Raw genomic sequence first — 11,866 nt, forward strand, 5'->3', positions numbered from 1 at the left:
GCTCAACGAATACTGATATAAATTGACTGTGCTCTTATTGGTTTTCACGTTTGAAAACATGAAATCAAAACAGCTCAAGGCTGTACCAATTTGAATTGGTCACTCAGTTCGCTGATAAATCTTTTGTCTATCAATGACGAGTGCCCACACAGATTGCATAGGTCAAATTGTTAAAGAACATTGACTTTAAGAAGTTTTGCTTCTCACCGTCAGGGCTGCGAATTTTACGCTGCCGGGCGATGAAGTCAAGAAGAAATTTTGAGATTTTTCAGTGTTGCTTTTAGCACCCTCAAAACACCTTGTTGACTTGCCTCTCGGGGTGATTTTCCCTTCGAAGCGGGCGGCCATTTTACTGATCTACCTCAACGCGTCAAGCGTTTATTTCGACTCAGTTTTTAAGGCCTTCGCCGTACCGGTCTGGATGGGCATTTCCGCGTTGGAAGCCGCTCTCCGTGTCGGTGAGGCGGCATTATAGGGAGGCGAAAAAATCTGGCAAGGGCTTTTTTGCAGTTTTTTATCGAAAACGGCGCGTTCGACCATTTTTCACTCAAATCGCTATTAAAGCACATGAAACCGAACAAGAATTGCACTCTTTTTCCCATCGAGATAGTCTGTTTTCTATTCACTTGATTAGGAATTCTCTATGTCTTCTGTCCTTCGCAGCTATAAAGGTCTCTTTCCAACAGTAGGTGAACACGTCTACCTGGACCCGTCTTCGGTGTTAGTAGGAGATATTACTTTAGGTGACGATGTCAGTATTTGGCCTTTGGTCGCGGCCCGCGGCGACGTAAACCGTATCTATATTGGTAACCGCACTAATATCCAAGACGGCTCTGTTCTTCATGTGACACATAAGAATAAGGAAAACCCGGCAGGACACCCGCTACTCATTGGGGATGACGTGACAATCGGCCACAAAGTCATGCTGCATGGTTGTACCATTGGCAATAAAGTACTGGTCGGAATGGGGACAATTGTTCTCGATGGCGCAGTGATTGAAGATGAAGTGATGGTGGGGGCAGGAAGTCTGGTTCCGCCAGGAAAAAGGCTGGTATCCGGTTACCTGTATGTCGGTAGCCCCGTCAGGCAAGCACGCCCGCTAAAAGAAGCAGAGCGCGCTTTTCTCCAGAAGTCGTCAGATAACTATGTAGTGACGAAAAACGAGTACATCGCAGAAGGCGGTTAACATATCCAGATCTCACCGTCGGCATTGAAATCTTCATCTTCGATAGCGCTTTCAGCAAGCTCCTCTAAATCGAAGCGGTATTCACAGAAAGCTGCGAGAATGGCCTGCTCTGTAGGCAGTGTAGATTGCGTGCGCTTTTCCAGATCTTCGACGCGAATAAAGCACGCAATCAGCGCACCCGACTGTTGTGCCTGAAAACACACCGCCTGCTTTTCATGATCGAAGTGATGAAGATCAGGAAACAAAATACGCTGGTTCATAATATCGTCGTTAACTTATTCTGCCAGATTACGGCGAAGTTCCCTTAGTACCTGACCACTTCCGGGTCTGATACCACGCCAGACAGTAAAACTTTCTGCTGCCTGTCCGACCAGCATGCCAAGTCCATCAATCACGCGGGCGGCTCCATTATCCAGCGCCCACTGGTTACTGCTGGTAGTGCCTGCGCCATATACCATGTCGTACACCACAGTATGTTCACCAAATACTGATGGGCTGATTTGCGGGTGATCGCCTGCAAGGCTGGCGGATGTGGAATTGATCACCACATCAAACTGTCCCTCAATCACCTCAAAGCTGGTTGCTGATACACAACCATGTTGTTCAAATAAAGACGCCAGCATTTCTGCTTTGCTTTCAGTGCGGTTGGCAATCACTAACGCTGACGGCTCATGTGCCAGCAAAGGCAAGATTACCCCACGCGCTGCACCACCCGCACCGAGTAATAGGATACGAGCCCCCTTGAGAATGATCTGGTTGTTCAGCAAATCCTGCACCAGTCCTTCGCCATCAGTGTTATCACCGAGGATTCCGCCATCATCCAACTTTTTGAGCGTATTCACCGCACCGGCCAGTTTGGCGCGCTCGGTTAACTGAGTCGCGAGCTTAAACGCCTCTTCCTTAAAAGGCACAGTGACATTGCACCCTTTACCGCCGTTTTCAAAAAAAGCGCTAACCGCTTCTTCGAAACCGCCCACTGGCGCCTCGAGGGTTTCATAACACATTGCCTGCGATGTCTGGCGTGCAAACAGGGTATGTATAAAGGGTGACTTACTGTGTGAAACCGGATTTCCGACAACAACGTATTTATCCACGGTATTTGCTTCCTTGCCTTACCATTCTCTTGGTTTGAGATACTCTGTATACAGTTTTTCTTCAGCAGAGCCCACTTCGGGCTCGAAACCATATTCCCACCGAACCAGTGGCGGCATCGACATCAGTATGGATTCGGTTCTGCCACCACTTTGAAGACCAAACAAGGTGCCGCGATCATAAACCAGGTTAAACTCGACATAACGCCCACGCCGGTATAGCTGGAACTCACGCTCACGCTCACCATAAGGGGTAGTTTTCCGTTTTTGGACAATAGGAAGATACGCATCCAGATAACCTTCCCCTACGGCCTTGATGTAACCAAAAGATGCGTCAAAGCCCCACTGGTTCAAATCATCAAAGAAGAGGCCACCGACCCCCCGGGTTTCGTTACGGTGAGGCAAAAAGAAATAGCGATCGCACCACGCTTTGTGCTCGGCATAAACGTGCCCGCCAAAAGGCGCACAGAGAGACTTCGCCGTCTGGTGCCAGTGAATGCAGTCTTCCTCCACCGGATAGAACGGCGTGAGATCAAAGCCACCACCAAACCACCAGACCGGTGCTTCTCCCTCTTTTTCTGCGATAAAAAAGCGGACGTTGGCATGGGAAGTCGGCACGTGCGGGTTCTTAGGATGCACCACCAGCGATACCCCCATTGCCTCAAAACTCCTGCCTGCCAGTTCTGGACGGTGCGCGGTGGCAGAACCCGGCATCTTATCGCCAAACACATGGGAGAAATTGACGCCTGCTTGCTCAAACACCGCACCATCACGCATCACACGGCTCTTACCGCCACCACCTGCGGTTCGCTCCCACGCATCTTCCTGAAAGGTCGCGCTGCCATCTTCTTTTTCCAGTGCGGCACAGATAGTGTCCTGCAATGAGAGTAAAAAACGCTTTACCGCCTCTTTATCGACTTGCTCGGGAAGGTTCGGATTCTCCACGTGATTTCCTCGCTCTTTTCTCTAACCTTGACGAAGCACCTTACCAGAACGTGCATCGCGGATCTCGGTCGGCTTGTCGCGTCCACCGATCTTTCCCTCCAAGACGTTGGGAACACGCTCGCCAAGCTGCTTAACGACTTCTTCGACACTACGGCACGGCGCTTCACCGCTCAAGTTCGCACTGGTGGATGTGATAGGCTTGCCGTAAGAAAGGCACAACGCACGCACATCAGGGTGATCGGAGACTCGTACAGCCACCGTATCAAACTGACCTGTCACCCAGTCAGTGGTTTTCTTTCCTGCCGGCATCACCCAGGTAACAGGTCCCGGCCAGGTTGCCAGCACATCGGCTTTTACTTCATCACTCAGGCTGTCAAAGTCGATATACCCCTCCAGCTGGGAGAACTCAGCAGCAATAAGAATCAACCCTTTGGCTTTATCACGTGCTTTAACATCCAACAGCGCCTGCACCGCCTGGGGACTGTCTGGATCACACCCAACGCCAAACACACCTTCCGTTGGATAGGCAATTACTTCTCCACGGGCCAGCGCCGAAACGCACTGTTCCACATTCGCCAATGTTCATCTCCTACTCTGCCGAATAAAAATTCGGCTTACTATGACTAACTTTATCCGGCGTTCTCAACACTTTTGTCACAAATAGAAACAGATGAACCCAAAACATCCGTCGCTAAATTGACAAAAACCAACACAAACAGGCTGACGCAAACGTTTTCCTTGACCTTGATTGCCGATATAATGCGCCGAATTTCTCTGTTCCAATGGTTAGACAGCATTTACAGGAGTCACTATGAAAGTCGGCATCATCATGGGTTCGAAGTCCGATTGGCCAACCATGAAAAACGCAGCAGATATGCTGGATAGTTTTGGCATTGCCTATGAGACAAAAGTGGTTTCCGCCCACCGCACTCCTGATTTGCTAGCTGAGTATGCCAGCAAAGCGGCATCCCGTGGCCTGAAAGTCATTATCGCAGGTGCTGGCGGCGCTGCCCACCTGCCAGGTATGACCGCTGCCTTTACCAGCCTTCCTGTACTCGGCGTGCCCGTTCAGTCAAAAGCGCTCAAAGGCATGGATTCCCTGCTTTCTATCGTCCAGATGCCAAAAGGCGTGGCTGTCGGTACGCTGGCAATCGGTGATGCCGGTGCAGCCAATGCTGGTCTTCTGGCAGCGCAAATTCTGGCCACTAGCGATGATACACTGATGGCCAGAGTCGATGCCTTCCGCCAGAGCCAGACAGAGACTGTGCTTGCCAACCCAGACCCATCGGTAGAATAACCATGAATGTGCTGGTTCTTGGTGCCGGACAGCTGGCACGTATGATGGCACTGGCTGGTGCCCCTTTAAACCTTAAGATCAGTGCATACGACGTGCGAAGCGGCAACCTTATCCATCCCGTCACGTTGGAAGTGATAGGAAAAGGACTGGAAAGCGGCATTGCCAATGCCGACGTCATTACTGCTGAATTTGAACATATCGCCCCGGATGTTCTGGAGATTTGCCAGGCCAGTGGCAAATTTTACCCGGGCGAAACCGCGATTCTGACTGGCGGAGACCGCCGACGGGAAAAAGCGCTGCTGGATAAAGCTGGCGTCGCAAACGCCCGCTATCACGTTATCACATGCCGGGAAGACTATGATGCCGCCATGGCCAGCATCGGCCTGCCCATGATCCTGAAAAGTGCCCTTGATGGCTACGACGGAAAAGGCCAGTGGCGGTTGAAACCTGACTCAGACATTGACGCTGTGTGGCAGGACATTAACCATTTTCTGCAAACCTCACCGCAGGGCGAACGCCAGTGTGTCATCGCCGAAGAGTTTGTTCCCTTTGACCGAGAGGTGTCACTGATTGGTGCACGCGATGCCAAGGGAAATCTGGAAATTTACCCTCTGACCGAAAACATCCATACCGACGGTATCTTAAGTGTGTCTATTGCGGCAGGAGACAATGCTGCGTTGCAGATGCAGGCAGAAGCCATGTTCAAGGCAGTAGCCGATACACTCAACTATGTCGGCGTGCTGGCGATTGAGTTTTTCGATGTTGGCGGAAACCTGAAAGTGAACGAGATTGCGCCGCGTGTGCACAACTCCGGCCACTGGACCCAGCAAGGTGCAGAAGTCTGCCAGTTTGAAAACCACCTTCGCGCCGTATGTGGCTTGCCGCTCGGCAGCGCCAAACGCATTCGCCCAACGGCAATGATCAATATCGTTGGTGACGTGACAGTTCCTGAAGATGTGATGGGGTTAGCACATGTGCATTGGTACGATAAAGCGCCCCGCCCGGGCCGTAAAATCGGCCACATTAACCTGTGCGCTGACAATGCCAAGGCGCTGGGTGTAGCACTTAACGACGTTGCCAGTTATTTGGATGATACCGAGTTTCCGGCGATTCAACGCGCAGCACAAGCGCTGGGATAACCCTTTGCGAAACAAAGAAAAAGTCGCAGTCTGCGGCTTTTTCTGTTTCTGTCGCAAACATTATTGCGTCTGTTTGTGCTGACACCTTTTATCCGCGCAGACTTCCACAACACCCGACGCCCGCTTTTTCTCTAACAAAAGCGGATAACCACACACCTCGCAGTTACCTTTGATGGGCTTAAGGTTGACGGCAAACTTGCATTTCGGATAGGCATCACAGGCATAAAACGCCTTGCCAAAGCGGGATTTCTTCTCGTGAAGCTTTCCTTTACGGCACGCCGGGCAGGTGATGTCCAGCGTCTCGGACTCCGGCTCCTGATCACGCTTTTCAATGTGCTGGCAGTCAGGATAAGCCGAACAACCAATAAACATTCCATAACGCCCCTGCCGCAACACCAGTTCATTGCCACATTCCGGGCACGGTATGCCCAGTTCTTTGACGATATGACCATCATTGTGGTGCAGTGACTCAACAAAATCACAGCCAGGATACGCCGTGCAGGCCTTGAACGGCCCACGCTTACTGTGCTTGATAACAAGAACGCTGCCACATTTCGGGCAGCGCTCTTCGTTTTCCAGCGCGTGTTCGTGCGCGCTGAACAGGGAATCATCAATTTTTCCAGCCAAAACAGACCAGCCTCAACAACCTAGTTTTAATGAAGGTATTCATCTTCTGCTGTGCTGTAGAGTAACTCTTCCATTTGATCGTACGCGCGCTCGTTACCGGGCACGTTAAACAGCACCATCAGGATCACCCATTTCAGATCTTCAAGGAGAAACTCCTGCGTATCCAGCTCCATGACACGATCAATCACCATTTCACGGGTCTCTGGGCTCAGCACACTGATTTGTTCCAGAAACATTAAGAAGCCCCGGCTCTCAATATCCAGCCGAGCCATTTCTTTCGCGGTATAGATGCGAACAGACGTGAGGGCACCACCGGTAAGGTATGGGGTTCTATCAGCGTCTTGCAATTGCGCCAGCTTTTCCAGCCAGTTCAGCGCTTTGTATATATCATCTTGATGAAATCCAGCTCTGGAGAGTTCATCAGCCAACTCGTCCTGATCCACCATCAGCTCCACATCGCTGTGGATATAGGTTTCAAACAGGTACATTAATATGTCCATCATGGCTATCCCCTCCTCGTTCTGACATAGCCACCGGGTACTGCGGATACAAATCCCTGTAGCTCTAGCTCTAACAACTGCATCATGATTTCGTGAACGGGTTGATCGCAGAGTTCTGCAAGCACATCGACACACCTAACTTCATTTCCTACGTTAGCCAACAGTTCAGGAAATGGCAATTCTTCTCGCAAGTCTTGGGGCTGGGCAACTTCCAGTTGGTGATTAATCGCACAACCTGCAAGTGTGCCGACTTGCACCAGAATATCGTCGACGGACTCCACTAAAAAAGCGCCCTGCTTTATCAGCCCGTTGCTGCCCTTAGCATATGGGTTGTGAATCGAGCCAGGCAGCGCAAATACATCCCGCCCCTGTTCAAGCGCCAGCCTGGCAGTAATCAATGAACCACTTTTCATGGCTGCCTCCACCACTAACACACCAGTAGAGAGACCGCTGATAATCCGGTTTCGTCTCGGGAAAAATGCAGGCTTGGGTGGCGACCAAGGCCACAGCTCTGACACCAGTGCACCAGAATCCCTCACATCACCCGCTAGCTGGCGATGACTGGCAGGATACACCTTATCCAGCCCAGACCCTAGCACAGCGATGGTTTTTCCCTGTCCATCGAGCGCACCACGGTGCGCGCGGCCATCAATGCCCAGAGCCAGGCCACTGGTCACCACCACATCATGCGCCGCAAGCTCCTTGGCAAATGCATGAGCCAACGCAAGGCCCTCACTGGATGCGTGGCGACTGCCGACAATGGCCAATTGAGGAAGGGAAAGCAGTCTCGGATCGCCATCGACAAACAGCAGTGGCGGCGCGCCAGAGATTTGTTTAAGCAGATAGGGATAGCGGTGATCGGTCAGGGCAATAATGTGTCTGGACGGTGCAGATGCCCAGGCCAGACATCTGTCGATGATGGAAAAATCGGGGTGGCGCAGTGCCTGAACCTGAGCTGGCTTTAGTCCCAGCGCGGCAAGCTCAATATCATCAAGCGCCTCAAGTTTATGGGGTGGATAGCGGCTGATAATTTTACTGACCGCCTGGCCACCCAAACGGGGAACAGCGGCGAGCCTAAGCCACCACTCAAGCTCGCGTGACATCTTATCCTTCCGCAGCAACAACCGGCATGTCAGCCTTCAGTGGCATATCCGCATCCACCACCATGGCAAGACTGAAGAAAGGGTAGCTCCGGATCACTAACAATTTACCTGCAGAGGTTGAGGGCAAGACTTTCCGTTCACCGCCCGCATTGTCCACTCCAGAGTCATAGCGCATCTTGCCTTTACTGCCTTTCATGGTCGCACCGGGCACTACCACAGAAAGCGTATGGCCAGCATCGATGCCATCGGTTTCACCCAGATCGACCACCACAATCTGGCGATGCCCGACATAGTTACTGCCGTAAAGGTGCCCGACCATGGTGCCGGCAACGCCCTGAGGTGCCGGTTTGGGGTGGAAAACCTCCCCGGTTTTTGCCCCAAGGGCAGGAAGAAGAATGTCATTCGGTTTAATTTCCTGACGCTGGCGGGTAAGTTTCATTTCCGCAATGTCATCCAGTGAACGCACCAGCACTGCCTCGCCCACTTTTTTCAGACTCACCATGCGCACGACCGTTTCCTCTTTATTGCGCTCAAAATGGGTCACGGCACGGTAAATAAACCAGCCTTCACTCTCCAGCGGCCTGTCGGCAAAAAAAGGGGTACGGGTTGAAATATAGCTCCACCCCTCCTGAGAGCCCAGGACACGTGGTGCGAGACGATATTCCTGGTCTGAAATCAGGGTGTCAAATGTCAGGTGCTGCGCGAGAATAGAAGAAGAGGCACTGTTGATGGGCACCAGCCCCGTTTGCCGGGCACCTGCGGTGTAAGACAGGACCGGCTTACCCCCTACCCAATCAAGACGCAGCTGATCGCCGGGATAAATCAAGTGGGGGTTAGCAATCGACGGGTTATGCTGCCAAAGCGTTGGCCAGTGCCAGGGGTTTTCAAGATAGAGCCCGGCAATGTCCCACAGGGTATCGCCTTTTTTCACGGTGTAAGTTGCCGGCGCGTCTTCACTCAGTCGCACCTCTGCCGCCACCGCCATACCTGACCATCCAACAGCCAGACAAAACATGATAAGCTTTCTAAACATCCCCTGTCTCCAAAAGCGCACTTTCGTTTGGGATGCTGTCATTTGGACAGCAAAATGTCTAGAATTAGCCCAATTATCGAAGCCGACTACGGCGCAGTTCAACATATTTAAGAGACGTTTATGAGTGTATTGCAGGTTTTGACCTTCCCGGACGATCGCCTACGCACGGTGGCGAAACCGGTAGAGAGCGTCACACCAGAGATCCAGAAGATTGTCGATGACATGCTGGAAACCATGTACCAAGAGGACGGCATTGGCCTTGCGGCGACTCAAGTCGATATTCACCAGCGTATCGTGGTGATTGATATTTCCGAGACCCGTGATGAACCCATGGTGCTGATCAACCCGGAAATTATCGAAAAACGCGGTGAAGACGGCATTGAAGAAGGCTGCCTGTCTGTACCGGGTGCGCGCGCACTGGTGCCCCGTGCGTCAGAAGTGACCGTAAAAGCACTGGATCGCGACGGCAACGAATACCAGTTTGAAGCTGATGACCTTCTGGCCATTTGCGTCCAGCACGAACTGGACCACCTGGAAGGTAAACTGTTTGTGGATTACCTGTCGCCACTCAAGCAACAGCGCATCAAACAGAAACTGGAAAAAATCAAACGCGCTAACCAGAAAGCCAGCTGAGGTGTCCTTGAGCGACTCATTGAAAATCGTATTTGCCGGTACGCCGGATTTCGCCGCCCGTCATCTGGCGGCGTTGTTGTCTTCCCACCATGAGGTCGTGGCGGTGTATACCCAGCCAGATCGTCCGGCTGGACGCGGCAAAAAGCTGACCGCGAGCCCGGTCAAACTGCTGGCACAGGAACACGGCATCCCTGTGTATCAGCCTGCAAGCCTGAAAGCCGAAGAGGCACAGCAAGAGCTGGCTGCGATCGGCGCAGATATCATGGTGGTAGTGGCTTATGGCCTGCTGTTACCCAAAGCCGTACTCGACACACCGCGCCTTGGCTGCATCAATGTCCACGGCTCTATCCTGCCCCGCTGGCGTGGCGCTGCCCCTATCCAGCGTGCTATCTGGGCGGGGGATACACAAACCGGTGTCACCATCATGCAAATGGATGAAGGCCTGGATACCGGCGATATGCTCAAGATCGCAACCCTGGATATCGACGCCAAAGAAACCAGTGCCACACTGTATGAAAGACTGGCAGAGCTGGGGCCACAAGCGCTGGTTGCGTGCTTAGGCGATATCGCTTCTGGCAACGCTGTGGCCGAAAAACAAAACGATGAACTGGCCAACTACGCCAAAAAGCTGAGCAAAGAAGAAGCGCAGATTGACTGGAGCATGAGCGCTGTTGCCATTGAGCGCTGTATCCGCGCTTTCAACCCATGGCCGATGAGCCACTTCAGTGTGGCAGACAACAACATCAAGATCTGGGATGCCGACGTTGAGGAAGAAAACAGCGACGAAGCGCCGGGCACCATTTTGTCAGCGGACAAGAAAGGTATCCGGGTGGCAACCGGAGAAGGTGTGTTGCGCCTGCTCTCTATCCAGCCACCGGGTAAAAAAGCCATGAGTGCGGCAGATATTCTGAATTCCCGCCGTGACTGGTTTGAACCTGGCACCCACCTGTAATTGAGAAGGCCAGCTTGCTGGCCTTTTTTAGTCGTCTGTGGTGACACAGACTATTCGGATTAAGGATCCATGCATGAACGTTAGAGCTGTCGCTGCACAGGTGATTTATCAGGTTGTCGATCAGGGCCAGTCCCTGTCAGCTGCCCTGCCGCCAGCCCAACAAAAAGTCGCACCACGCGATGGTGCCCTATTGCAGGAAATCTGCTATGGCGTCCTGCGCTGGCTGCCACGTCTTGAATCCATCACCCAATCCTTGATGGATAAACCCCTGAAAGGCAAGCAACGGGTATTCCACCACCTGATCCTGGTCGGCCTCTACCAGTTGAGCTATATGCGTATCCCTGCCCACGCGGCGGTAGCAGAAACGGTAAATGCCACCAAAGTACTGAAAAAACCCCAGCTTCGTGGTCTTGTCAATGCTGTATTGCGTAGCTACCAGCGGAATCAGGAAACTCTGGATGCGGCATCTGTGGCGCACGACGCAGGAAAATATGGCCATCCCGGCTGGCTGTTAACGCTGCTGCAACAGGCCTACCCCACCCAGTGGGAGCAGGTCGTTGAAGCCAACCATGAAAAAGCGCCGATGTGGCTTCGCGTCAACCGTACACACCACACCCGCGAGGCATACAAAGCGCTGTTGGATCAGGCAGGGATTGAAACCTCAGTGCATCCGGAAGCAGAAGATGCCCTGAAACTGGCGACACCTTGTGATGTCACTGCCCTGCCCGGTTTTTCTGAAGGCTGGGTCTCAGTGCAGGATGCCGCAGCCCAGCTTGCCGTCGATTACCTGAAACCACAGGCAGGTGAGCTCATCCTTGATTGCTGCGCGGCGCCGGGCGGTAAAACCTGCCATATCCTCGAGCATGAACCAAGCGCAAACGTGGTGGCGATGGACGTGGACGCCGCCCGCCTGACCCGCGTGGAAGACAATGTAAAACGCCTCAAACTCAAGGCCCGGGTAATTTGCGGTGATGCCCGTACGCCTGACGAATGGTGGCAAGGTGAGCAGTTTGATCGCATCCTGCTCGATGCCCCCTGCTCGGCAACCGGTGTCATTCGCCGCCATCCTGACATCAAATGGCTTCGCCGCGCCGACGATATCGACCAGTTAGTGTCGTTGCAGTCTGAAATTCTTGATGCAATGTGGGCGCAGCTGAAATCTGGTGGTACGCTGGTTTATGCGACCTGTTCGGTCACCCCGCAGGAAAACGCAGAGCAGGTGAAAGCGTTCCTCACGCGCACACCGGATGCGGTGCTGGAAACCGGCACACCAACGCAGCCCGGACGCCAGATCCTGCCGGGACAGGAAGACATGGATGGGTTCTATTACGCCGTGCTCAAAAAAGCATCGTAGAGACCA

General features: G+C 52.7%; 14 protein-coding genes. 6 read left to right on the forward strand and 8 right to left on the reverse strand.

Annotated elements, in window-relative coordinates; translation table 11 throughout:
• The first annotated feature begins 643 nt into the window (after positions 1-643).
• Complete coding sequence (locus tag VHA_RS00260; protein ID WP_005500687.1) at positions 644-1,186, forward strand: gamma carbonic anhydrase family protein; 543 nt, start codon at positions 644-646, stop codon at positions 1,184-1,186.
• Here the strand turns inward: VHA_RS00260 and VHA_RS00265 are convergent.
• Genes VHA_RS00265 through tsaC form a run of 4 tightly spaced genes read right to left on the reverse strand, consistent with a single transcriptional unit; the run spans position 1,183 to position 3,801 of the window.
• On the reverse strand, positions 1,183-1,446 hold the full coding sequence (locus VHA_RS00265; RefSeq protein WP_005500689.1) for a DUF1488 family protein: 264 nt from the start codon (positions 1,444-1,446) through the stop codon (positions 1,183-1,185). The genes VHA_RS00260 and VHA_RS00265 overlap by 4 nt on opposite strands.
• A gap of 15 nt (positions 1,447-1,461) precedes the next feature.
• The gene (gene aroE / locus VHA_RS00270; protein ID WP_005500692.1) at positions 1,462-2,280 is read right to left on the reverse strand and encodes a shikimate dehydrogenase; all 819 of its coding nucleotides are present in this window, start codon (positions 2,278-2,280) and stop codon (positions 1,462-1,464) included.
• 18 nt (positions 2,281-2,298) lie between these two features.
• A complete protein-coding gene (hemF, locus tag VHA_RS00275) occupies positions 2,299-3,222 on the reverse strand; it encodes an oxygen-dependent coproporphyrinogen oxidase (RefSeq protein WP_005500694.1) in 924 nt (307 codons plus the stop codon).
• A gap of 21 nt (positions 3,223-3,243) precedes the next feature.
• On the reverse strand, positions 3,244-3,801 hold the full coding sequence (tsaC, locus tag VHA_RS00280; protein ID WP_005500695.1) for an L-threonylcarbamoyladenylate synthase type 1 TsaC: 558 nt from the start codon (positions 3,799-3,801) through the stop codon (positions 3,244-3,246).
• 232 nt (positions 3,802-4,033) lie between these two features.
• Here tsaC and purE point away from each other — a divergent pair, with 232 nt between their 5' ends.
• A complete protein-coding gene (gene purE, locus VHA_RS00285) occupies positions 4,034-4,519 on the forward strand; it encodes a 5-(carboxyamino)imidazole ribonucleotide mutase (RefSeq protein ID WP_005500698.1) in 486 nt (161 codons plus the stop codon).
• Positions 4,520-4,521: 2 nt separating this feature from the next.
• Positions 4,522-5,658, forward strand: coding sequence for a 5-(carboxyamino)imidazole ribonucleotide synthase (locus tag VHA_RS00290; protein WP_005500699.1), 1,137 nt, complete (start codon positions 4,522-4,524; stop codon positions 5,656-5,658).
• A 60-nt stretch (positions 5,659-5,718) separates the two neighbouring features.
• On the opposite strand, the gene VHA_RS00295 is transcribed toward VHA_RS00290, so the two are convergent.
• Genes VHA_RS00295 through VHA_RS00310 form a run of 4 tightly spaced genes read right to left on the reverse strand, consistent with a single transcriptional unit; the run spans position 5,719 to position 8,921 of the window.
• The gene (locus tag VHA_RS00295; protein WP_005500700.1) at positions 5,719-6,285 is read right to left on the reverse strand and encodes a DNA topoisomerase family protein; all 567 of its coding nucleotides are present in this window, start codon (positions 6,283-6,285) and stop codon (positions 5,719-5,721) included.
• Between the two features lie 26 nt (positions 6,286-6,311).
• A complete protein-coding gene (locus tag VHA_RS00300) occupies positions 6,312-6,788 on the reverse strand; it encodes a DUF494 family protein (protein ID WP_005500701.1) in 477 nt (158 codons plus the stop codon).
• 2 nt (positions 6,789-6,790) lie between these two features.
• Positions 6,791-7,888, reverse strand: coding sequence for a DNA-processing protein DprA (gene dprA / locus VHA_RS00305; RefSeq protein WP_005500702.1), 1,098 nt, complete (start codon positions 7,886-7,888; stop codon positions 6,791-6,793).
• A gap of 1 nt (position 7,889) precedes the next feature.
• Entirely contained in the window at positions 7,890-8,921 is a 1,032-nt protein-coding gene (locus tag VHA_RS00310; RefSeq protein ID WP_005500712.1) for a LysM peptidoglycan-binding domain-containing protein, read from the reverse strand.
• 120 nt (positions 8,922-9,041) lie between these two features.
• On the opposite strand from VHA_RS00310, the gene def reads away from it, so the two are divergent.
• The 3 genes from def to rsmB all read left to right on the forward strand — a co-directional run bounded on the left by def (position 9,042) and on the right by rsmB (position 11,860).
• A complete protein-coding gene (gene def / locus VHA_RS00315; protein ID WP_005500715.1) occupies positions 9,042-9,554 on the forward strand; it encodes a peptide deformylase in 513 nt (170 codons plus the stop codon).
• 7 nt (positions 9,555-9,561) lie between these two features.
• Positions 9,562-10,506, forward strand: coding sequence for a methionyl-tRNA formyltransferase (gene fmt, locus VHA_RS00320; RefSeq protein ID WP_005500717.1), 945 nt, complete (start codon positions 9,562-9,564; stop codon positions 10,504-10,506).
• 73 nt (positions 10,507-10,579) lie between these two features.
• Positions 10,580-11,860 (forward strand): 16S rRNA (cytosine(967)-C(5))-methyltransferase RsmB, encoded by a 1,281-nt coding sequence (rsmB, locus tag VHA_RS00325; RefSeq protein WP_005500718.1) that lies wholly within the window; start codon positions 10,580-10,582, stop codon positions 11,858-11,860.
• Positions 11,861-11,866: the final 6 nt, after the last annotated feature.

This window comes from Grimontia hollisae CIP 101886 (assembly GCF_000176515.1).
In the GTDB taxonomy this organism is placed as follows: Bacteria; Pseudomonadota; Gammaproteobacteria; order Enterobacterales; family Vibrionaceae; genus Enterovibrio; species Enterovibrio hollisae.

Bases quoted from the DNA above. Each gene is read 5' to 3' on its own strand.
- def (WP_005500715.1), top strand. From the start codon at position 9,042: ATGAGTGTATTGCAGGTTTTGACCTTCCCGGACGATCGCCTACGCACG.
- dprA (WP_005500702.1), bottom strand. From the start codon at position 7,888: ATGTCACGCGAGCTTGAGTGGTGGCTTAGGCTCGCCGCTGTTCCCCGT.
- purE (WP_005500698.1), top strand. From the start codon at position 4,034: ATGAAAGTCGGCATCATCATGGGTTCGAAGTCCGATTGGCCAACCATG.
- VHA_RS00290 (WP_005500699.1), top strand. From the start codon at position 4,522: ATGAATGTGCTGGTTCTTGGTGCCGGACAGCTGGCACGTATGATGGCA.
- VHA_RS00265 (WP_005500689.1), bottom strand. From the start codon at position 1,446: ATGAACCAGCGTATTTTGTTTCCTGATCTTCATCACTTCGATCATGAA.
- VHA_RS00300 (WP_005500701.1), bottom strand. From the start codon at position 6,788: ATGATGGACATATTAATGTACCTGTTTGAAACCTATATCCACAGCGAT.
- rsmB (WP_005500718.1), top strand. From the start codon at position 10,580: ATGAACGTTAGAGCTGTCGCTGCACAGGTGATTTATCAGGTTGTCGAT.
- VHA_RS00260 (WP_005500687.1), top strand. From the start codon at position 644: ATGTCTTCTGTCCTTCGCAGCTATAAAGGTCTCTTTCCAACAGTAGGT.
- VHA_RS00310 (WP_005500712.1), bottom strand. From the start codon at position 8,921: ATGTTTAGAAAGCTTATCATGTTTTGTCTGGCTGTTGGATGGTCAGGT.